A 20682-nucleotide genomic window follows, 5' to 3' on the forward strand; every position below is an offset into this window, starting at 1 on the left:
GGTACGGACTTCGATGTCAAACACCATCCGCAGTCGTCAGATGCTCGCAGTGGCAGCCGTTGTCGGCGTGCTGGTCGCGGGGTGCGGTACCCGCGTCGCCGACGACCGCATCATCAGCGCGGAGGGCGGCGCTGCGGGTGTCGCGGTGCCGGCGGGGGCAACCTCGACCGGCGAGACGGTCGTCGCGGCGACGACCGAAAGCGGCCCGGCGGTCGCGGCCCTGACGCCCCAGGGCGCTGCGGCCCAGGGCACTGCGGCGACGAACTCCGCTCCCGAAGCCGCAGCCTCCGCGGGCGGGCAGTCCGCGGCCGCCAAGGGCTCCACCCCTCAGGTGGCGAGCGGACCCAACGCGCCCTGCACCACCAAGCTCGCTCCGATCGTGATCGGACAGACCCTGGTCAGTTCCGGCGTGGTGGGCGCGGCGCTCGGCAATCTGCGGCTGGGACTGAACATCTGGGCGCAGGCCGTGAACGCCCGGGGTGGTGTGCAGTGCCACCCGGTGCAGGTTTACAGCATGGACGACGGGTCCGATCCGGCGCGCGTGCAGTCCAACATGAACGAGCTCGTGAACAACAAGGGTGCCGTGGCCATCCTGGCGGCGGGTGATCCGATCCCCGACACCGCCTTGCAGAGCTCGGCCGAGCGACTCAAGGTGCCCGTGATCGGCGGCGACCTGAACTCCGTCACCTGGACCAAGAGCCCCTATCTCTTCCCGCAAGGAGGGGGAGCCTTCGCGTCGTACGCCGGCGGGATCAAGGAGGCCGGGGAGGCATTCAAGGGACGCCGAGCCGGCTTGATGTACTGCGTGGAGGCGAACATCTGTAGCGCCATCGCCGGGAACTGGGATCAGATCGCCCAATGGGGTGGGCTCGCACAGGGGGCGGCAAAGGCGGTTTCCATCACCGCCACCGACTACACCGCCGAGTGCCAGGTCATGAAGAACGACGGCGTGGACACCCTGCTGACCGCGGTGGATGGATCCGCGGTGTCCCGGATCGTGCGTAGCTGTGCGGCGCTCGGCTACCGGCCGGCGATCGTGACGCCGGCGCTCGCCATCAACCCCCAGGTTGCGGCCGACCCCAACGCACAGAAGAACACCCTGTGGCTCGGCACCTCCGTGATTCCGTTCAACTCCACCGATACGCCCGCCGGCAAGGAGTTCAACCAGGACGCGGCCCGGTACGCACCGGGCACGGCGCTGGACCAGTCGACCGTGATGGGCTGGGTGTCCGGCAAGCTCTTCGCGGCCGCGATGGGCAAGGTCCACACCGACACGCGGACCCAAACGGTCACCTCGGCGACGGTGCTGAAGGGCCTCGGGCTGATCAAGAACGAGACTCTCAACGGCGCCGCACCGCCGCTGACCTTCACCGCGGGCAAGCCCACTCCGCCGACCAACTGCTACTACATCGTCTCGGTGTCCGAGGGTGGCTTCCGCGCTCCGAAGGGCGGGCGGATGTCATGCTTCTGACCCCGGCGGAGTCCGGTCTTCAGCTTAAGGACCTGGTGGTGCGATTCGGCGGCCTGGTGGCCGTCGACACCGTGTCCCTGCACGCGCCCGCCGCACGCCTGACCGGGCTCATCGGCCCGAACGGCGCGGGGAAGACCACGACGTTCAACGCGATCACGGGCCTGAACCGTCCGACGTCCGGCCACGTCCGGCTCAACGGCCAGGACATCAGCAAACTCCCGCCCCAGGCCAGAGCGCAACGCGGCCTCGGCCGCACGTTCCAGCGGATGGAGCTGTTCGATTCGCTGACCGTGCGGGAGAACGTGGCGCTTGGGCGAGAAGCAGGCATGGCGGGGTCGAACCCGCTGCGCTTCCTGCGCTGCGGTGCGGCCGAGCGCCGCCAGGTGCGAACTGCCGCGACCGAAGCGATGGAGCTGAGCGGGATCACAGCACTCGCGGATCGGCGCCCGGCCGATCTCTCCACCGGCCAGCGCCGGCTCGTGGAGCTGGCCCGGGTCATCGCCAGCGGCTTCGGCATGCTGCTGCTCGACGAACCCAGCAGCGGACTCGACAAGGCGGAGACCCATCGGTTCGGCGAGACCCTCCGGACCCTGGTCGATGAGCGGGGGGTGGGCATCCTCTGCGTGGAGCACGACATGGCGCTCGTGATGAGGGTGTGCGACTACATCTACGTCCTCGACTTCGGCAAGCCCATCTTCAACGGCACAGCGTCGCAGGTCGCGGGAAGTCCCATCGTCAAGTCGGCGTACCTCGGCAGTGAGGCTGTCGAAGAGGCACTGGCGGGGAGGTCCGCGTGACGCTGGTGCTGGAGAACCTGGCTGCGGGATACGGCGGCACCACCGTGCTGCGCGGCATCAATCTGGTGGTCCCGCCGTCCAGTGTGGTCGCCCTCCTCGGGGCCAACGGGGCCGGGAAGACGACCCTGCTGCGGGTGGCCTCCGGCCTGCTGAAACCCAGCGCGGGACGGATCCACCTGGAGGGGCGGGACGTGACGGGCTCGTCGCCGCATCAGCTCGTTCGCCGCGGCGTCTGTCACGTCCCGGAGGGGCGCGGAGTGTTCCCGAGCCTCACCGTCCGGGAGAACCTGGTCCTGCAGTCGGTGGCCGGAAACGAGTCGGACGCGATCGCGCGGGCCGTGAGCGCGTTCCCGCGGCTGGGGGAGCGCTTGTCCCAGCTGGCGGGGACGATGAGCGGCGGCGAGCAGCAGATGCTCGCCCTCGCCCGCGCCTACATCCAATCCCCGCGCCTCATCCTGCTCGACGAGGTCTCGATGGGACTGGCACCGAAGATCGTCGATGAGATCTTCGAATTCCTCGCCATGCTCGCCCAGTCCGGGGCGAGCCTGCTGCTCGTCGAGCAGTACGTGACTCGAGCCCTCGAGGTTGCCGACTTCGTCTACCTGATCAACCGCGGAGAGATTGCCTTCGCCGGCGAGCCGAGTGAACTCGACGCCGCGGATGTCTTCAAGGCCTACGTCGGCGTCGGACTCTGAGGCAGCAGCCGTATCTCAACCCACCAGAGCGGAGCTTTCCCATGTACGACGTCATCGTTGTCGGCGGAGGACACAACGGCCTCACCTCGGCCGCGTATCTCGCCAAGGCCGGCAAGAAGGTCGTGGTGCTGGAGGCGAATCCCAAGGTCGGCGGGTTCGTGGTGACCGACGAGGTGCCCGGCGCCCCGGGATTCCTGATGAACACCTACGCGATCGAGTTCCCCTTCCGGCACATCCGGCCCTCGGTGGTCGATGAGCTCGATCTCGCCCGGCACGGGTTGCGATGGATGCACCCGGACCCGCACAACACCCACCTCGGTCCGGACGGCACGTCGTTCTCGCTGTACCGCGACCTTGATCGCACGTGCCAGTCCATCGCCAAGCTGTCCCAGCGCGACGCCGAGTACTACGCGAGCTGGATGAAGCCGGTCATGGACATCACCTACGCGGCGATCCCTTACCTGCTGGACCACCCCACCCGGCCGAGCCCGAAGACGGTCGCCAGCCTGCTCCTGCGCCTGGCCAAAGCCCGGAAGAATCTCCTGCCGGGAGCCCGGATCCTGCTGTCGTCCCCCCTGCAGATCCTGGACGGCTTCGAGTGCGAGGAACTCAAGGCGTTCTTCGCCATGAACGTCGTCACCGGCGCGTTCCGCCCCCTCGACGAGCCGCTGAACACCTCGATCTTCATGTACTTCGCCTTCCTGCACCTCTTCCCCCTGCAGCGACCCGTGGGCGGCGCCGGGGCGTTCTCCGAAGCGCTGGCGGCGGCGGTCCGCTCCGAGGGCGGCGAGGTCCGCACTTCCGCTCCCGTCGCGCGGATCCTGGTCGAGGGCGGCCGAGCCACCGGCGTGGCCCTCATGTCCGGTGAGCAGGTGCGGGCCAAGGAGGTCATGGCGGCGATCGACCCCACCTCGCTCTTCACCAAACTGGTAGGCCCGGCTGACCTGTCCCCCCGGACGCAGGACGAGGTCAACCGCATGCAGGTGCTCTCCAGCGGTATCAGCCACTTCAAGGGCGACATCGCCGTGGACTGCCGACCGACCTTTCCCAAGCACGACATCGGCGATGAGCACCTCGGTGGGCTGAGCTTCACGCCCAGCGTCGACTACGTCCAGCGGTTGATGAACAAGATCAAGGTGGGCGAACTCGCCGACGAGATCCCGTTCTACATCGCGATTCCCTCCGTGCTCGATCGGAGCCTGGTTCCCCCGGGCAGCCGGGGGGAGAGCATCTTCGTCTGGGTGGGTGCGGTGCCCTACGAGCTGTCCGGAGGGAAGACCTGGCCGCAGGCCAAGGCGGACTATCTCGAGCGCGTCATCGATCACCTCGAGGAGTACTCGCCCGACATCCGCGGCAGTGTGATCGCCGCCCACGCCAGCAGCCCTCGCGACTTCAACGAGCCCTGGGCGTACCGCGGCTCCTCGCGCGCGGTCGACCTGATCCCCTCGCAGAGCGGCCCGTGGCGGCCCAGCCCGTCGATCGCCGGCTACCGGACACCTATCGACGGTCTCTGGCACACCGGCCACGGCGCCCACCCGATGTCGGGGACGAACGGCTGGCCGGGACGCACCGCCGCGCACACGTTGCTCAAGGCAACCCGCAACCACCCGCTTCGCCGTCGCAAGCCCTGAGGTCGCCCCCGACCCTCGACCGTCGCATGACCCGACCAGAGCATGAATCCGAGGAGCCCTCCATGCCCTTGACCGAGCAGTCGATCATTCGCGCCGCCCCGGGCCGGCCCAGACTCGATGCCGCCGTCGAGTCCTGGCACGGGCATCCCCGGTCCGACCATCCACGGTGGAACGAGTCGGCGTGGTTCGGGTTCATGGTTCCCGAGCGCAACATCAACGGCTGGCTCTACTACTGGCACCGACCCCACATGAATCTGTCAGCCGGCGGCGTCGCCATCTGGGATGGCAACGGCGACGAGCAGCACGATTGCCTCTACTTCGATTGGTTCCCGTTCTACACCCATCCCACCGAGGGCGATCACTTCAACTTCACCCTCAACGACGGTGCCGACACGACCCTGTCGGTCGCCTCACCGCAGCCGTTGGAGACCTACGAGGTTCGCTACGAGAAGCGTGAGGTCTCGCTGAACCTGTCCTACCGCGCGCTGGCCGAGGCGCAGGCCGACGACTTCGGGGCGTCCGACTCGGTGTCGTTCGGATCGTTCCACTACGACCAGCTCGCCCACGTACAAGGGACGATCGTCATCGACGGCGACGAGATCCCCGTGGACGCACCGCACATCCGCGACCGGTCCTGGGGGGTCCGCCATGCCTTTCCGCCCGGCTTGCGTGGCGGTCTCGACCTCGGCCACGCCGACGACGGCAGCGTGTCCTTCGTCGCGTCGATGTTCTCCAGCGAGTCACTGGGGGAGGACCTCGAGACGACGGAGTCCCTGACCTACGGCCATTTCGTGATGGACGGGACCCTGAGCACCGGCGTCTCCGGAAGCCGGACCACCTACCGCGACCCCGATGGGGTGGCCCAGCGGGTCGTCATGGACATGCAGGACGCCGAGGGGCGCTCGGTCCATGCCGAAGGACGACCGACCAACGTCCTGCACTACGACATGTTGTGGCGGACCGACTGGTCCCTGATGCGGTGGGACACGATCAACGGTTCCCCCGGGTACGGCGAGTGTCAGGACTTCGCCGACCGGGCCCTCTTCCGGACGCGCCGCCGGCGCAAGCACGCCCTCGCCGCCACATCGTCCGGAGGACGCTGAGATGGCACTGCTCACCCGAGGAGATCTCGAGCAGACCCGCTCGCACCTCACGTCCTGGTTGGCCGTCAAGCTCCCCGACGCGGGCGAACTTGAGGTCAGCGAGCTGTCGACGCCGGGATCGAGCGGATTCTCCAACGAGACGATCTTCTTCCGGGCGTCGTGGACCGCGTCCGGCCGCCGGGAGGAACGCGAGTTCGTAGCCCGGTTCGCGCCCAGCGGGCCGCAGCTGTTCCCCAACTACGACCTCGCCGGTCAGTTCCAGCTCATCAAGACCCTGGCGGAGGAATCCGCCGTCCCGGTGCCGCGGATGACGTGGCTGGAGACCGCCGCGAACGTGTTCGGCGAGCCGTTTTTCGTCATGGAACGGGTGCACGGCCGGGTGCCCGCCGACGACCCGCCGTACATGGCCCAGGGATGGGTGACCGAACTGTCGGCGGACGAGCGCCGGTTGATGTTCGAGGCCGGCCTGCAGGCTCTCGCGTCTGTCCATGCGGTGGACTGGAAGGCGTGCGGACTGGAGCAGCTGGACCGCCCAGGGCTGGCCTCCTCGCCGCTGGCCCAATCGGTCGCGTACTTCGAGAACTACTACGACTGGGCCCGCGCAGGTGATCGGCCGCATCCGGTGATCGACGCGACCTTCGCCTGGGTCCGGGAGAACCTCCCCTCGGTCGAGCCAGACGTGGTCCTGAACTGGGGCGATGCCAGGCCGGGGAACCTGTTGATCGGGGACGACCTGTCGGTGGCCGCGGTCCTGGACTGGGAACTCGCCTGCCTCGGGAGCCGTGAACTCGACCTGGGCTGGTGGATCTTCACCCAGACGATGTTCTCCGAGGGCTACGGCATCCCGCTGCCGGCCGGTATCCCGGACGCCGCCGAAACCGTCGCGATCTACCAGGCGATCACCGACTACCGGGTGCGCGACCTCGACTTCCACGTTCGCTACGCGGGGCTGCGCAGCGCACTGATCTTCGTCCGTTACTGCGCGGTCATGATCGAGGTCGGCGCCCTGCCCCCGGACTCTGACCTGGTCGACAACAACCCGCTCGTCCAGACCCTGGCCAAGGTGATGGGCTTCGAGTCGACTCAAGGCGATGTGACCGCGCTCCAACTGAATCGCGCCCAGAACTGAGACAGCCGGGCGCTGGCACCCCGGAGCCGTGCGACAACCCCAGGGCGTGGTGCAGCCACCAACACGGACCGCTTCGGGTCGAGGTGCTCGCTGGGGTTTCAAGTTGCAGTACGTCCCCGCCTGCCCGGCAATCGATGTCACGCCGATGTCACAACCGGTATCTGGTCGTGGCGGATCCTCTCGGACAGTCATGGACCGCGACAGGCATGTTCCCGCAGGCCACCGCCCTCGACGATTGGACCGCGGCGAACAGGCCCGAACGTCGCGCACGAAACTTGCCGCTCGGCCGAGGCGGCCGCACCTGGCGCGTTCGCCTCGTTCGACCAAGTGCTGTACCAGCGCACGCCATCCCGTAAGGAGATCGACTTCATCGGCCCGAGGCTCGCCCCCGTTGCCATCGAAGGCAAGTACACCGATGCCGGCCGCTGGGCCGGCGAAGCGGTCACCGTCAACGCGAGTGAGCACCTGGGCGTTTTGGCCACCCGCACGGTGCTCGACACCAGCGCCACGACCGAGACGGGCGCGTGGGCGGTCCCGGCGTCATTCCTGGCGTACTGCATCGACATCTGACGATTGCTCAGTCCCAGAGCGCCCGGCCTATCCGCTCGGCCGCCTGGCGGGCGAGGGTGTCGGTGACGTGAATGCGTTGTCCGTCAGGTGCTTTCAGGGTGCGGGCGGAGCACACTGTGGACTGTTTCGTCCGCAGACGTCGACTGCACCAGATACAGGATCCAGCTCATGGGCGACCGGGTGCGGGAGGCCCTCGAGCGCGACGAGCCCTACCGCGACCTGGGCCCGGACTACTTCACCAAACCCGTCGATCGCCAGGCCCAGACCCGCCGGCTCGTGGCACAGCTCGAACGCCTCGGGCACACCGTGGCCCTCGACCACGCCAGCTGACCCACCCTCACCCGCGGGCCGAGGAAGGACCCGCACCCCGCCAGAACGACCCGGGCTGCGCCCGGGAGCTGCCGCGCGCCTGGCTGAGGTTCATTCACGGATCAGTGCGGGTTTGAGAAACCTGGTCGGCCGGATCGCGCGCGGGTCAGTCGGCTGCGGTGATTGGCGCGATGGAGCCGAGGTTGTCGGCGGTGTAGCCGGGGAGTTGGGCGATGGCGGTGCGGGTACTCGCGAGCCGTGCCGCTCGGATGATGGGTTCGGCGGCGCCAAGAGCGTCGCCGGGCAGGACGAGGTCGTAGTGCTCCCAGGTCAGCGGGATGAAGTCGAGGTCGAGGTCGACGGCGGCCGCGCGGAGTGCGATGCCGGCGTCGGCGATGCCGGAGGCCACGGCCAGGGCAACCTCGAGGTGGGAGTGGAACTCGGGGCCGCCCACATTCTCCGGGGCGATGCCGGCCTCGATGAGGACCTGGTCGAGCAGCACCCGGGTACCTGCGCCTTGTTCGCGTTTGGCGACGCGGCGGTCGCGCAGGTCGGCGGGCGAGCCGATGCCCTGGGGGTTGCCGCGCGGAACGAGGATGCCCTGTTCTCGTTGCCACAGGCTGAGCAGGTGAGGGTCGCGTCCGCGTAGGAGCGCGCGGGCGAAGGGTGCGTTGTATTCGCCGGTGTGGTGGCGCAGGTGGATCGCGGCGCCGTCGGCGTCGTGAGCGGCGAGCGCCCGCAGGGCCGGAAAGCTTCCACGGGTCCCGGCCGCTCATCGGGGCGCGGAAGGCCGGTCTCACTTTTGGTCTCATTCGCCTCCGCCAGAGCCGGTCCACCGGCGCTTCTCGTTCGCTCCCAGCACGCTCAAACGACCTTGCTGGCCCCCGCCGAGTCACCGGCCTAGCCCGGCTACTCGCAGACGATCCCGTCGCTGTCGGCGTCGCGGTACCAGCCGTACTCGGGGTCTTCGCCCTCGACGTACGGGCCGTAGCCGGCCTTCTTCGCGTCCGTGCAGTACGGGAAGCGCGGGTCGGTGCCCGCCGCGGGCTTGGGCGTCTCGACCGGTGCAGCGGGCGCGGCCGAGCCGAGGCCCGGCGGCGGGAGCTCGACCGGGCCGTAGGACGGGGCCTTCTCCCCAGGGCAGGTGTCGAGGATGCGCGACATCGCGTCCCGCTCGGCCGGCTTGACCCACAGCTCGTACTTCGCCTTCACCGCGATCTGGCGGGCGATGTAGGTGCAGCGGTACGACGAGCGCGGCAGCCAGGTGGCGGCGTCGCCGGCGCCCTTCTGGGAGTTGGCCGGGCCGTCGACGGCGAGCAGGTTCAGCGGGTCGTTGCCGAACGCGATCCGCTTACGTTCATCCCAGCCCAACGCGCCGCTCACCCAGGAATCCGCGAGCGCGACGACGTGGTCGATCTGCACCGCGGTGCTGGTCGTCTCTCCGCGCAGGAAGTCGATCCGGGCGCCCGTGTAGGGCTCGGGCTCGAGCAGGCCGGAGGCCACGACGCAGTCCCGGGTCCCGGGCTTGAACACCAACGAGCGCAGGTCGCGGCGCAGGATGTCGTTGCGGGTGTCGCAGCCGTTGCGGTCGACGTCGGCCCAGGCCTGGCCGTACTCCTCACGCTCGTACCCGGTCTGCGCCGCGCGGCCCTTCACCGCGAGCGTCGCCAGCAGGGCCCGGGCGGTGCCGGAGCCGGGTGCCGCCGAGGAGGTCGGCTCCAGGGCGGTCGGCGCCGGGGCGGCGGTGTCGTCGGCGGAGGGCTCGTCGTCCGTGGGCACAGCGGTCGCGGTGGACTCAACGTCGGACGCGGAGGTGGCCGAGGGCTCGACCTCGGTGACGTCAAGGGTCCGCTCGGGGGTGGCGATCGCGGTCGGGGGAGCAGGCGCGGCGCCGGTCACCGACCCGGAATCGGAGCCGCACGCGCCGAGGGCGAACACGGCTCCCGCCAGGGCGAGGGCAGCGAGGGTCGGGCGGCGTCGGGTCACGGGACCCATGATCGGGGCCGCAGGTCGCGATAACGCGTCGTGACGCCAAGAGTGGTCCGAACGGATGAGTGCCCTTGTGCCCGGACGGCGGATCCGTGAAGGGTGAATCAGGAGCAATCTGGACACCTGGGGCAACGCAGCTCGTGCGCATTCGACCGTTGGGGAGCGGTTGGCGCGCGAAGCGCAGACACCCCGTTTCGCGACACCACTGTCAAGTACGCGGCGAAGAGTGCCGAGTACGTCACGATGGGTACCGGCGCCAGCCGGCCTGAAGGGGGCTTCAGATGAGCGGAAAGACCAGGATCCTGGGTAGGGGCCGGTCCCGCGGCGAGCTCGTGGCCGAGGTATCCGAGGCTGTGACGCCGGCACCGGCGGCGCAAATCGTCGGCCAGCGCAAGCCCGAGGACCCGCTGCAGGACGCGCGTGACCTGGAAGACGCCGCCATGGCGTACTCCGAGGTCGTGCACGTGCTGGGCGCGATCACCAAGACCACCCAGGCCGGCGAGAGCACGCACGGTGGCCTGAGCCTGGAAGAGATGGCCGTCAGCCTGGACCAGGCCTGGGCGCGCTGGGACACGGCGCAGCGGCGCCTGATCGGCCAGCAGCGCACCGGCTGAGAAAGCAACAGACACCAGGAAGGCCCCGGACCAGGTCCGGGGCCTTCCTGCGTTTCCGGCGCACCTACCTCACGCTGCGGCGTGGCGCGAGCACGATCATCGAAATTTTGTGATACCCATTAACGCGTATTCGTGCAGGTAGATGGCACTTTTTGATCAAGCCCCGGTCGAACAAGGACGCCTGACAGCGGGTGAGGCCCAGATGAGCGAAATCGTCAGCCCGACCGACTACAGCGCTGCCTTGATCCCCAAGGACGATCACCGCACGTACCTGACGGTCGGCGGCCACGAGATGGACCCGGACACCGAGGAAGAGACCCACTACGTGGTCCTCGGCCTCACCGACCAGGCCGACACCGACGAAGCCGGGCGCTACCTGGAGCTGTCCAGCTACCTGCTCCCGGACGAGGCCCGCCGCCTGGCCGCCCTACTCATCGCGCAGGCCGACGCCGCCAGCGCCGCCCAGCCGTGAGGCCGGCCCCCGAAGAGCCCCAAACGTCGCAGCCCTGAGGCTCAGCTCACAGGTCCGCCGCGGAACCCCTGAGGGTGGCTCCGCGTTGACGTGCTAGCAGGCGTCTACGCTGGGAAAACAGCCCAGCACCCTGCGGGCCCACGGAGGTGCCCCTCTCATGCAGAGCTCGAACCCGGTTCTCTCCCGCCAGGACGTGTTCAGCCGGAACGGCTACGCCACGTTCCGTGACGACCCGCAGCCCGCCCCGGGGGCGATCAGCTACACGAGGGCGCCGTCGGGTCCCCCGGCGCCGCCGTCGTCCCGTCCCATGACCGTCGACGACGTAGTCGCGCGCACCGGCCTGCTGCTGGTGATTGCGATCAGCACCGGCGTTCTCGCCTGGGCCGCGGACCTCGGCTTCGGCCTGGCGATCGTCGCGATGCTGATCGGCTTCGGCCTGGCGATGGTGAACGTGTTCAAGAAGGTTCCCAGCCCGCCGCTGATCATCGCCTACGCGGCCGTCGAGGGCGTTTTCCTCGGGGCGTTCTCACACGCGCTTGAGGCGAGCCGGCCGAACCTCGAAGGCGTCGCGATCCAGGCCGTCGCCGGCACCGCGATCGTCTTCGCCGTGATGCTGGGGCTCTACAAGAGCGGCCGGGTTCGGGTGACCGCCCGGATGCAGAAGGTCGTTCTCGCGGCGATGCTCGCCTTCGTCGGCCTGCTGCTGTTCAACCTGGTGTTCAGCGCGTTCGGCAGCGGCGTCGACACCTGGGGCGGCCCGATGGGCGTCGCGATCGGTGCGATCGGTGTGTGCCTCGGCGCGTTCATGCTCGCCATGGACTTCGACCTCGTCGAGCGCGGCGTCCGCGCCGGTGCGCCGGAGATCGAGGCGTGGCGCGCGGCCTTCGGGCTCACCGTCACCGTGGTGTGGATCTACATCGAGATGCTGCGCCTGCTCAGCAGCCTGCGCGGCGACTGATCACAGCGACAAACGACAGCGGCCCCCGACCTGAAGGTCGGGGGCCGCTTCGCGTTGTGGGTGCTCGCTCCGCTTCGAACTGCTCTAGAGGAACGAGCGGTGCGCGCGCTTCAGATCGTGCTCGTGCACGATCGCGGTTGCGTGGCCGTGGGCGATGCCATGCTCGTCCTGCAGCCAGGTCACCTTGTCGTCGAACCGGAGGAAGGACGGGCCGTCCTCGAGTTCGCGGAACCACTCGGGAAGTTCGCGACCTGTGCGCTCGGGAACTCGAGCCAACAGGTTTTGGTGCGTCTCCTCGGAGTGGTGTAGGGACATGGGACCGCCTCTCACGTCGCGTAATCGGGGTAGACCGAACGTACGAACGAACTGGGCTTGCCGGTGGTACCAGGGTGCCTGTCACCGCCCGGACGCACAAGGTTTGCGCGCCGGTCGACTGGGGCTTTTCCCGTGAAAATTAGGCGGCCCCGCCCGCGCCGTCGGCGGGCGGGGCGCAATGGCAGTCATACCCTCGGTTTCCGTGACCACACGGGGCCATTCGGAGGAGGCAGATGGCCATGCCCTGGACACCCTCGGTCACGCCCTGACCGACGTCGCCGACCGATTACGACGTCTACCTGAGAGCCGCCTTAACAGAGTGGCCCCAGCCGGTCGGGAGCTGGCCCAGGCGCTGGCCGATGCGGCGGCCGGCATCACCGGCCGGGACGCCTCGGCGCCGCCCGCGGAGCGCACCGTGCCGATCCTGGGCGTCTTCGCGGTCGCCGACCAGGTCGCGGTCACCGCCCACGATCTGAGCGCCGCCGGCGCCGGTCTGGACCCGGCGACGCAGATCTGGTGGGAAGCCGCGCGGCAGCCCTTGGCGGCCGTGCTGGAGGCCCTCACAGGCCAAGCGGAGCGGGTCCGCGCCGAGGCCTAAGCGGCGTTGGCGGTCGCGTCCTCGGGCAGCTCGTGCCGGCGACGGTGCTTGAGCAGCGCCCAGCGACGGCCACCGTCGGAGCGAACGGCCCCGACCGGTGCGACCTCGGTGCCCGGGCGGTCGACGGCCTCGACGGCCGCGATGGCCACCGGGAGCATTTCTTCCTCGCGGGTCGGGTCGATGACGATCTCGGCCGCCGGGACGAAGCCGAGCGCGGCACAGACCGACGGCAGCACCGCCATCGCGGCGGCGGCGTAGCCCGCGGCCGAGGGGTGAAAGCGGTCGTCGGAGAACATCTCCCGCGGATTGGACACGAAGGCCGTCGCGCACAGGTCGCCGAGCGAGACCGTCCGGCCGCCGTTCTCGACGACCACGATGGTCTGGGCTGCGGCCAGCTGGCGGCTCCAGCGCCGGGCCAGGTAGCGCAGCGGCTGGGCGATCGGCTCGATGGTGCCCAGATCCGGGCAGGTCCCGACCACGACCTCGCAGCCGGCCTCACGGAGCCGGCGGACCGCGGCCTGCAACATCGCGCAGGACAGCGAGGGCTGGATCCGGTGGGTGACGTCGTTGGCGCCGATCATGATCATCGCTACGTCGGCGCGGGCGGCGAGGGCAAGGGTGACCTGACGGTCCAGGTCGGTGCTCTGGGCGCCGACGAGGGCGACGTTGGTCAGCCGCACGGGAGCGTTCGCGCGCTCGGACAGGCCCTGGGCGATCAGCGCGGCCGGAGTCTCTTCGGGAGTGGCGACGCCGAGACCGGCGGCCATCGAGTCACCGAGCATGGCCATGGTGAGTTGGCGGCCCGGGCCGGAGCCGTAGAGGCCGTCGGCGAACGCCGGCTCGCCCTTGGGCTTGCCGACCCAGTGCCGTGCCAGCTTGGCCTCGGTCATCAGCACACCGGCCAGCGCACCGCCGGTGAGTGCTACCCCGGTCGTTCCCAGCGCGGCTGCCTGCAGCAGCCGCGTGCCCAAGTTACGCGTCATCGCGCACCTCCTCGACGTGCGAAGAGCCCCCCGGCTCGATCGTTCGTCCGGTCCTCAACTGGTGATGTGCCACCCGTTGTGCTCCGGGTCACCAATGTGGGTGCCGGGCCTAGGGTGACGTTGGGCAATTGACATTCCGTTGCACAGTCCTGACGAAGGTCGAGACGTTCGGGTGATCCATCAATCGGCCGATCGGCCTTGGAGGTAAGCGCGTGCGCTACGTGGAGTCACTGATCGACCTCGTGGGGAACACCCCGCTGGTAAAGCTCCATCGCGTCACCGAGGGACTGGCTCCGACCGTGCTGGCGAAGGTCGAGTACTTCAATCCCGGCGGGTCGGTGAAGGACCGCATCGCCACCCGGATGATCGACGCCGCGGAACAAAGTGGGGCACTTCTCCCGGGCGGCACGATCGTCGAGCCCACCTCCGGCAACACCGGCGTCGGGCTGGCCCTGGTCGCCCAGCAGCGTGGCTACCAGTGCGTGTTCGTGGTGCCCGACAAGGTCAGCACCGACAAGATCAACACCCTGCGCGCGTACGGCGCCGAGGTCGTGGTCTGCCCGACCGCCGTGGCGCCCGAGGACCCGCGCTCGTACTACCAAACCTCCGACCGGCTGGTCCGCGAGATCGCCGGCGCCTGGAAGCCCGACCAGTACTCCAACCCGAACAACCCGCGCTCGCACTATGAGACGACGGGGCCGGAGATCTGGGAGCAGACCGACGGCCGGATCACGCACTTCGTCGCGGGCATGGGCACCGGCGGCACCATCTCCGGGGTCGGGAAGTACCTCAAGGAGGTCTCGAACGGCGCAGTGAAGGTGATCGGCGCCGACCCCGAGGGCTCGGTGTACTCCGGGGGCACCGGCCGGCCGTACCTGGTCGAAGGCGTCGGCGAGGACTTCTGGCCGAGCACCTACGACCAGGGCATCGCGGACGAGATCTACGCGATCTCCGACGCCGACTCCTTCACGCTGACCCGCCGCCTCGCCCGCGAGGAGGGGCTGCTGGTCGGAGGCTCGTGCGGGATGGCCGTCGTCGGTGCGCTGCGGGCGGCGGAGAAGGCCGGCCCGGACGACGTGATCGTGGTGCTGCTGCCGGACTCCGGGCGCGGTTACCTGTCGAAGATCTTCAACGACGAGTGGATGGCCGACTACGGCTTCATCTCCGCGGGCGGCGAGGTCACCGTCGGCGAGGTGCTGGCCCGCAAGGCCGGCAGCCCGGTCCCGGAGTTCGTGCACATGCACCCGAACGAGACCGTGCGCGAGGCCATCGACGTCATCCGCGAGTACGGCGTCTCGCAGATGCCGGTGGTCCGCGCCGAGCCGCCGGTGATGGCTGCCGAGATCGTCGGCTCGGTCGGGGAGAAGGACCTGCTCGACAAGCTCTTCGCCGGCGCCGCGTCCCTGTCCGACCGCCTCGAGCAGCACATGAGTAAGCCGCTGCCGATCATCGGCTCGGGCGAACCGGTCTCCGTGGCCGTCCACGAGCTCGAGCACGCCGGCGCCCTGGTCGTCCTGGTCGACGGCAAGCCGCGCGGCGTGATCACCCGACAGGACCTACTGGGCTACCTCGCCTCCTAACAACGGATGTCATCCGTTGGGTCAAGCGTCGAGGAGTTCGACGGCGATCGCGCTGGTGCCCTGGCCGGTCTCGGTGACCCGGACCTCGCCCTTGGCGTCGGCGAAGGCGCCGGTGCCGCCGGTGACGGCGAACCGGCTCTGGGTGGGGGAGTTGGGCATGAACGAGTTCAGGCCCTGAAAGGTCAGCACGTCCGGGCCGATCTTGGCGACGCCGCCGCACTGGACGCTGACCGCGAGCGGGGTGGCGGCACCGGCCTCGCGCACCACCCGGACGAAGGTGCAGGTGGTGTCCGCGCTGCCCACCAGGGCGCCACCCTCGGAGAGGGACTGGCTGAGGAAGAACTCGTCGCCGAGGCTGGCCGACCCGACCGGACGGATGTCGCGGTCCTTGCTGTCCTGCTCCTTGGCGTCGAACACCCGCGGCGTCGGCCCGACCACTGTCGCGTCGTCCTTGCGGGCGAGCGCCAAGGGGCCGATGACCAGTGCGGCTGCGGTGGCCACACCGACGATGGTGATCAACTGCTTCTTCATCGAGAGCTCAGCCGGTGATGATGTCGACGGTGTAGGTGCCCTTGTCCTTGCCGCCGGCCTTGCGCAGCGTTCCGGCGGCCCCGGAGTACTTGCCGGTGCCGCCGGTGACGGCCAGCTCGAAGTTGCCCCCGGGGTCGGTGAGGTCGGTCAGGCCCTGGGCCGCGATCTGACCGTCCGTCAGGACGATCGTAGCCACGCAGTGCGAGCGGGCGCTGGTGACGGGCTTCTTCGCGCCCTTGGGCTTGGACGTGGTCACCGAGGTCAGCGCGCACTCGAGGCCGGACAGGCCCACGGTCTTCCCGTCCTTGGTAAGGGTGTGGGAGAAGATCAGCCGGTCACCGGTGCTGGCTGCCGGGACGCCGACGTTGAGCCGGATGCTCTGCACCGTGACCGCGCCGAACTGCATCGTCAGCGGGGCCCCGTCCGGACTATCCGCCGCGCGCGAGTCCCCGGCGCCGGACGCCAGGATCGCGCCCAGCACGACCGCCGCGACCACGCCGCCGCTGCCGATGCGCCTGAACTGCCCCATGTGCCCTCCGATGCTCGGGCGCATCATGGCAGGGCAGAGCCAGTCCACGCCGGTGGGCTCGCCGAAGGGTGGAGCAGGAGCGGACCGGCCTAGTAGGCGTAGGCCTCTTCGATCCGGAAGGTCGCGCCGGCGAGCTGCTCGGCCATGGCGTTGTCGACGAGCTCCAGCACCTGGACCTCGGCGAACTGGCCCGGCCGCAGGTTCGCGGCGGTGCCGATGTCGGTGGTGATGACCTCGCCCTTGTCCGAGATCGCCACGATGGTGATGTCGACGGACCGGGTGAGCGCACCGGTGTTGACCACCTGGAGCGGCAGCGTCGTCGCGCGGAGGCCGGTCGGGTCGGTGTAGGTCCGCAGCTCACCGATCTTCACCGAGACGCCGGGGATGACCTCGCGGGACTGGCCCATCTCGGCCAGGTCCCGGGCTTCCTGGTCGTTGCTCGCGACGTCGGTGTCCCGGACGTCCGCGGTGGAGGACTCCGCCGAGGTCGGCGCCACCGCGGCGCTGTCGGTGGCGGAATTCTTGGAGTAGGCGGCGGCGCCGACGGTGACGCCGGTCGCGACGGCCAGGAGGAGGGTGACGCCGACCGTCATCCGGGCCGCGCGGCGGACGCGGGAGCGCCGGGGCTGCGTGACCTGGGTGGGGGTCGGCCGGTAGGGCGGGCGACTCATGCCGGAGGTCCTTCGCGGGAGAAGCGACCAGAAGCGGCCCGGGGCGTGTGATCCCAGGGCTCTCCTGTGAACGGTGTGGCCTACGCAGGATCACTCGAGGAAGGGAAAGGTTCGCCCAAAGCCGAGTACTTTTCGGCGGAGCTGTCGGAAATGTTCATTAACGCCCAGGAACGTCCCGATACGTCCCGGGCGGGCGGCGGTGACGCAGAGTGCTGTTGAGCTGAGTTCAGGCTGGCTTGGCAGAGCTCAGGCAGCGGCGGCGACCGCACTGCCCAGCCGGACCGGGACCGACGCCCAGCCGTGCAGCAGCCGGGTCGGACGGCGGCGGGCCGGTCCGTCAGCGGCCAGGTCGGGGAAGCGGTCGAAAAGCTTGCGCAGCCCGATCTCGCCCTCCATCCGGGCCAGGGCGGCGCCCAGGCAGTAGTGCGGGCCGGCGGAGAAGGCCAAGTGGTCCTTGGCGTTGGCCCGGGTCACGTCGAAGGTGTGCGGGTCGGTGAAGACCGCCGGGTCGCGGTTGGCGCCGGCCAGCATCAAGGCGACCAGGACGTGCCGGGAGATCGGCACCCCCTCCACCGTGGTGTCGCGGACGGCGTGACGGGCTGTGTTCTGCACCGGTGAGTCGAAACGCAAAGTCTCCTCGACGGCGTTGCGCCACAGCGACGGGTCCGCGCGCAGGATCTCGAGCTGCTCGGGGTGCTCGAAGAGCAGCACCGCACCGTTGCCGATCAGGTTGACGGTGGTCTCGAACCCGGCCGCGAGCACCAGCCCGGCCAGGGCGGTCAGCTCCTGGTCGCGAAGTTCGGTGCCATCGTCCTGACCGGCCAGCACGACTCGGCTGAGCAGGTCGTCGCCCGGATTCCGGCGCAGCTGGGCGCAGTGCTCCCGCAGCCAGTCGTTCAGCTCGGACAGCGCCTTCTCCGACCGGCGGAACTGGCGGTAGGGCAGGCCGATATCCAGGCTGGCGGCCAGGTCGTCGCCCCAGGCGAGCAACTGGTCCTGCATCGCGAGCGGGACGCCGAGGATCTTGGCGATGATCTGCACCGGCAGCAGGTGGGCGTACTCGGTCACGAGGTCCACGCGGCCGCCGCCAGGGTGCTCGCGGGCGAGGCGGTCCAGCAATTCGCTCGCGACGGTCTCGATGTCGGTGCCGATCGCCTCCACCGCGCGGGCGGTGAATGCCCGGCTGACCAGCTTGCGCAGGCGCATGTGGTCCACGCCGTCGATCACCAGCAGGGACGGCGGGTCGACCGGCCCGGGATTGCGCGGGTCCCGGGCCCACTTGCCGATCGCGGCCAGCGGGCGCGGCAGGGCCTCCAGGGGCAGGCCGGCGCCGAAGTCGTCGCTCTTGAGGATCTCGCTGATCACGCCGTGGCGGGCGGTCACCATCGCGAACGCGCCCATCACGACCGGGCCCTTGGCGCGCATCTCGTCGTAGATGGGGTGCGGGTCGATGCCGCTGCCGCCCGTGACCAGGCGCCCGTGCGCGTCGCCGCGCTTCGCGCCCTTCTTGATGGCGACCTGCGCCAACCCGTGCCGCACGCCCCACCGAACTGCCGACTTGACCGCCATGGCGGCCTCCCTGCCTGGGTCCTAGTGGACTTACACTGTAAGTCCAGGGTGGTCCAAGGTCAACGACCTGCGCGCAACTGGGTGACCGTCTGGATCATCAGGTCGAGCCCGAACTCGAAGTCGGACTCGTCGACCGCGAACAGGTCCAGGCCGAGGTTGTTGATCCGGGGAAACTTCTCGATCCCGGGCGGCTCGGACAGTTCCCCGCCGGCCTCCAACTGCATCGCTTCGATCGCGCGCGCCCGGTGCCCGGCCGTGGTGGTCGCGCCGACCGCGTAGGCGACAAAGGCGCGGACCACCCGGAGGGCGTCCCGGCCGGTGAAGCCGGCCTGCTCGGCCATCTCCAGGGCGTACTCCAGTGGTTCCAGTCCGACCAGGGAGGCGGGGGCGCGGGCCATCATCAGCTCGATGCAGCGCGGGTACTGTTCGACGACGTCGCGGAACGCGCGCATCAGCACCCGGGCGCGCTGCTCCCAGGCCAGGTCGGGGTCGGTGGGCAGCAGGATCTGGGCCCGGACGTGCTCGCCGATGGCGTCCAGCAGGGCGGCCTTGTTCGGCACGTGGTTGTACAGCGACATCGCAGCGACGCCGAGTTCGGCGGAGATCCGCCGCATCGACGCGGCCGCCTCGCCCTCGGCCTCGATGAGCCGGATCGCGGTCGCGACGATCGCCTCCCGGGACAGCCGGGCGCGGTCGTTCTCGACGATGCCGGCCACCTCTGAAGTATGGCGCGACTGGATTCCGGCACCACATCCCCCGGGTATACCCGCGGGCGGATGTCCTGGCCTTCTCGGCCCCACGATGTGAAGGCCCCCGGCCATCGCGGCCGGGGGCTTCGTCGTGTCAGGGTGGCGACGGAGCAACGGTGCCCATCCTCGGAGGCGACATGACCGGTCGACGTGACATCGAATTCGACGCCGAGGGCGTCACGCTGCGCGGTTGGTTCTACGCCGCCACGCCTGGCCCCGGCCCCACCGTGGTGATGGCGCACGGATTCTCCGCGGTGAAGGAGATGTACCTGGACGCCTTCGCCGAGGTCTTCGCCGCCGCGGGCATCAACGCACTCGTCTTCGACCACCGCAACTACGGCGCCAGTGACGGCGAGCCCCGCTGCGAGACCGACCCGTGGGCGCAGGTGCGGGACTACCGGACCGCGATCACCTACGCCGCCACCCTGCCCGAGGTCGACTCGGACCGGATCGGGGTCTGGGGCTCCAGCTACTCCGGTGGGCACGTGCTCGTGCTCGGCGCGATCGACCGGCGGATCAAGGCCGTCGTGTCCCAGGTGCCGTTGGCCAGCGGTTCGGCGAACATCGGTGAGCTGGTGCGCGCGGATCTGCGCGCCGGCTTCCGGGCGATGTTCGACGCCGACCGTGTCGCCCGCTTCGCCGGTGAGCCGCCGATGTACGTGCCGGTGGTCGCCGAGGACCCGATGGCGCCCTCGGCGCTACCGACCGCGGACTCCTGGGCCTGGTTCACCACGACGGGGGAGAAGCGCGCCCCGTCCTGGAAGAACGAGGTCACGCTGCGGACGGTCGAGATGCTCGGCGAGTACGAGCCCGTCTCTTACGTCACCCGGATCAGCCCGACCCCGTTACTGATGCTGGTCGCGCGCGAGGACCACCTGACGCCAGCTCACCTCGCGCTGAAGGCGTACGAGCAGGCGTTGGAGCCGAAGCAACTGGTGCTCCTGCCCGGCGGGCACTTCGACGCCTACGTCTCGGGCTTCGAAGGCGCGTCCGGCCCGGCCCGGGACTTCCTCGTCAAGCACCTCTGATCGGGCAGGCGTAGCCTGCAGAACACGTGAGGTGCGGTGCCCCAGGCACGCGGACCTGGTTCTGACCAGTCCAGCGGGAGTTCAGATGACCACGCCGACATCCAGCCCGACCCAGGCGACCGACCTGTGCCACTGCGGCCACACCGACACCCAGCACGACGTGGTGGCCGCCCGGTACTGCCGCGTCACGCTGTCCGAAGCGCTGGCGCGGCCGTGCACCTGCCCGGTGGGTCCTGACGTCGTGGCGCGCAGCTACGACCGTCGCTAGGAGCCTGCTGAACAAGGCCGGGTGGCGGGGCGCACCGAGGCGCTCGAGGCGCGGTCAGACCCGAGGGTCGACAGGTGTCCGCCCCGCCGGGTCTGAGATTGCCAAGGCCTGTGCTGGGCGGTC

At 69.6% G+C, this 20682-nt stretch carries 23 protein-coding genes and 1 pseudogene; 15 read left to right on the forward strand and 9 right to left on the reverse strand.

Annotation, left to right across the window (positions count from 1 at the left end; translation table 11 throughout):
• Nucleotides 1-13 precede the first annotated feature (13 nt).
• The 8 genes from H0X00_RS01610 to H0X00_RS01645 all read left to right on the forward strand — a co-directional run bounded on the left by H0X00_RS01610 (nucleotide 14) and on the right by H0X00_RS01645 (nucleotide 7726).
• The gene (locus H0X00_RS01610; RefSeq protein ID WP_293766898.1) at nucleotides 14-1471 is read left to right on the forward strand and encodes an ABC transporter substrate-binding protein; all 1458 of its coding nucleotides are present in this window, start codon (nucleotides 14-16) and stop codon (nucleotides 1469-1471) included.
• Complete coding sequence (locus H0X00_RS01615) at nucleotides 1462-2268, forward strand: ABC transporter ATP-binding protein (RefSeq protein ID WP_293766901.1); 807 nt, start codon at nucleotides 1462-1464, stop codon at nucleotides 2266-2268. The genes H0X00_RS01610 and H0X00_RS01615 overlap by 10 nt, the downstream gene beginning before the upstream one ends.
• Entirely contained in the window at nucleotides 2265-2963 is a 699-nt protein-coding gene (locus H0X00_RS01620; RefSeq protein WP_293766904.1) for an ABC transporter ATP-binding protein, read from the forward strand. The genes H0X00_RS01615 and H0X00_RS01620 overlap by 4 nt, the downstream gene beginning before the upstream one ends.
• Nucleotides 2964-3004: 41 nt before the next feature.
• The gene (locus H0X00_RS01625; protein ID WP_293766907.1) at nucleotides 3005-4594 is read left to right on the forward strand and encodes an NAD(P)/FAD-dependent oxidoreductase; all 1590 of its coding nucleotides are present in this window, start codon (nucleotides 3005-3007) and stop codon (nucleotides 4592-4594) included.
• A 62-nt stretch (nucleotides 4595-4656) separates the two neighbouring features.
• The gene (locus tag H0X00_RS01630) at nucleotides 4657-5697 is read left to right on the forward strand and encodes a hypothetical protein (RefSeq protein WP_293766909.1); all 1041 of its coding nucleotides are present in this window, start codon (nucleotides 4657-4659) and stop codon (nucleotides 5695-5697) included.
• Nucleotide 5698: 1 nt separating this feature from the next.
• Nucleotides 5699-6826 (forward strand): phosphotransferase family protein, encoded by a 1128-nt coding sequence (locus H0X00_RS01635; protein ID WP_293766912.1) that lies wholly within the window; start codon nucleotides 5699-5701, stop codon nucleotides 6824-6826.
• Between the two features lie 327 nt (nucleotides 6827-7153).
• Nucleotides 7154-7396, forward strand: a complete 243-nt coding sequence (locus tag H0X00_RS01640) for a hypothetical protein (protein WP_293766914.1) — start codon at nucleotides 7154-7156, stop codon at nucleotides 7394-7396.
• 168 nt (nucleotides 7397-7564) lie between these two features.
• Nucleotides 7565-7726: a hypothetical protein gene (locus tag H0X00_RS01645; RefSeq protein ID WP_293766916.1), complete on the forward strand. Its 162-nt coding sequence runs from the start codon at nucleotides 7565-7567 to the stop codon at nucleotides 7724-7726.
• A gap of 145 nt (nucleotides 7727-7871) precedes the next feature.
• Here H0X00_RS01645 and H0X00_RS01650 read toward each other — a convergent pair.
• Together H0X00_RS01650 and H0X00_RS01655 are read right to left on the reverse strand one after the other, a co-directional pair.
• Nucleotides 7872-8456: pseudogene (locus H0X00_RS01650) on the reverse strand (substrate-binding domain-containing protein); the annotation flags it as partial.
• A 158-nt stretch (nucleotides 8457-8614) separates the two neighbouring features.
• Nucleotides 8615-9691, reverse strand: a complete 1077-nt coding sequence (locus tag H0X00_RS01655; RefSeq protein WP_293766918.1) for a DUF1524 domain-containing protein — start codon at nucleotides 9689-9691, stop codon at nucleotides 8615-8617.
• A gap of 284 nt (nucleotides 9692-9975) precedes the next feature.
• Between H0X00_RS01655 and H0X00_RS01660 the strand changes: the two genes are divergently transcribed.
• The 3 genes from H0X00_RS01660 to H0X00_RS01670 all read left to right on the forward strand — a co-directional run bounded on the left by H0X00_RS01660 (nucleotide 9976) and on the right by H0X00_RS01670 (nucleotide 11738).
• Nucleotides 9976-10308, forward strand: a complete 333-nt coding sequence (locus H0X00_RS01660) for a hypothetical protein (protein WP_293766920.1) — start codon at nucleotides 9976-9978, stop codon at nucleotides 10306-10308.
• Nucleotides 10309-10510: 202 nt separating this feature from the next.
• Nucleotides 10511-10780 carry a hypothetical protein gene (locus H0X00_RS01665; RefSeq protein ID WP_293766922.1) on the forward strand — a complete coding sequence of 90 codons (270 nt, stop codon included), beginning with the start codon at nucleotides 10511-10513 and terminating at the stop codon, nucleotides 10778-10780.
• A 157-nt stretch (nucleotides 10781-10937) separates the two neighbouring features.
• On the forward strand, nucleotides 10938-11738 hold the full coding sequence (locus H0X00_RS01670) for a Bax inhibitor-1/YccA family protein (RefSeq protein ID WP_293766924.1): 801 nt from the start codon (nucleotides 10938-10940) through the stop codon (nucleotides 11736-11738).
• 84 nt (nucleotides 11739-11822) lie between these two features.
• On the opposite strand, the gene H0X00_RS01675 is transcribed toward H0X00_RS01670, so the two are convergent.
• A complete protein-coding gene (locus tag H0X00_RS01675) occupies nucleotides 11823-12053 on the reverse strand; it encodes a DUF4287 domain-containing protein (RefSeq protein ID WP_293766926.1) in 231 nt (76 codons plus the stop codon).
• A 319-nt stretch (nucleotides 12054-12372) separates the two neighbouring features.
• On the opposite strand from H0X00_RS01675, the gene H0X00_RS01680 reads away from it, so the two are divergent.
• Nucleotides 12373-12651 (forward strand): hypothetical protein, encoded by a 279-nt coding sequence (locus H0X00_RS01680; RefSeq protein ID WP_293766929.1) that lies wholly within the window; start codon nucleotides 12373-12375, stop codon nucleotides 12649-12651.
• Here H0X00_RS01680 and H0X00_RS01685 read toward each other — a convergent pair.
• Nucleotides 12648-13634 carry an SGNH/GDSL hydrolase family protein gene (locus tag H0X00_RS01685; RefSeq protein WP_293766931.1) on the reverse strand — a complete coding sequence of 329 codons (987 nt, stop codon included), beginning with the start codon at nucleotides 13632-13634 and terminating at the stop codon, nucleotides 12648-12650. The two genes, H0X00_RS01680 and H0X00_RS01685, sit on opposite strands and share 4 nt — an antisense overlap.
• 212 nt (nucleotides 13635-13846) lie before the next feature.
• Between H0X00_RS01685 and H0X00_RS01690 the strand changes: the two genes are divergently transcribed.
• A complete protein-coding gene (locus H0X00_RS01690; RefSeq protein WP_293766933.1) occupies nucleotides 13847-15214 on the forward strand; it encodes a cystathionine beta-synthase in 1368 nt (455 codons plus the stop codon).
• 21 nt (nucleotides 15215-15235) lie between these two features.
• On the opposite strand, the gene H0X00_RS01695 is transcribed toward H0X00_RS01690, so the two are convergent.
• From H0X00_RS01695 to H0X00_RS01715, 5 genes are all read right to left on the reverse strand, one after another.
• The gene (locus H0X00_RS01695) at nucleotides 15236-15745 is read right to left on the reverse strand and encodes a hypothetical protein (RefSeq protein WP_293766935.1); all 510 of its coding nucleotides are present in this window, start codon (nucleotides 15743-15745) and stop codon (nucleotides 15236-15238) included.
• 7 nt (nucleotides 15746-15752) lie between these two features.
• Nucleotides 15753-16274 carry a hypothetical protein gene (locus tag H0X00_RS01700; protein ID WP_293766938.1) on the reverse strand — a complete coding sequence of 174 codons (522 nt, stop codon included), beginning with the start codon at nucleotides 16272-16274 and terminating at the stop codon, nucleotides 15753-15755.
• Nucleotides 16275-16363: 89 nt separating this feature from the next.
• Nucleotides 16364-16945, reverse strand: coding sequence for a hypothetical protein (locus H0X00_RS01705; protein ID WP_293766940.1), 582 nt, complete (start codon nucleotides 16943-16945; stop codon nucleotides 16364-16366).
• Between the two features lie 246 nt (nucleotides 16946-17191).
• Nucleotides 17192-18514, reverse strand: a complete 1323-nt coding sequence (locus H0X00_RS01710) for a cytochrome P450 (protein WP_293766942.1) — start codon at nucleotides 18512-18514, stop codon at nucleotides 17192-17194.
• Between the two features lie 59 nt (nucleotides 18515-18573).
• The gene (locus tag H0X00_RS01715) at nucleotides 18574-19230 is read right to left on the reverse strand and encodes a TetR/AcrR family transcriptional regulator C-terminal domain-containing protein (RefSeq protein WP_293766945.1); all 657 of its coding nucleotides are present in this window, start codon (nucleotides 19228-19230) and stop codon (nucleotides 18574-18576) included.
• Between the two features lie 170 nt (nucleotides 19231-19400).
• Here H0X00_RS01715 and H0X00_RS01720 point away from each other — a divergent pair, with 170 nt between their 5' ends.
• Both H0X00_RS01720 and H0X00_RS01725 read left to right on the forward strand, forming a co-directional pair.
• A complete protein-coding gene (locus H0X00_RS01720) occupies nucleotides 19401-20291 on the forward strand; it encodes an alpha/beta hydrolase (RefSeq protein ID WP_293766947.1) in 891 nt (296 codons plus the stop codon).
• Between the two features lie 85 nt (nucleotides 20292-20376).
• Entirely contained in the window at nucleotides 20377-20559 is a 183-nt protein-coding gene (locus H0X00_RS01725) for an RGCVC family protein (protein ID WP_293766949.1), read from the forward strand.
• Nucleotides 20560-20682: the final 123 nt, after the last annotated feature.

The organism is Sporichthya sp. (assembly GCF_013815995.1).
In the GTDB taxonomy this organism is placed as follows: domain Bacteria; phylum Actinomycetota; class Actinomycetes; order Sporichthyales; family Sporichthyaceae; genus Sporichthya.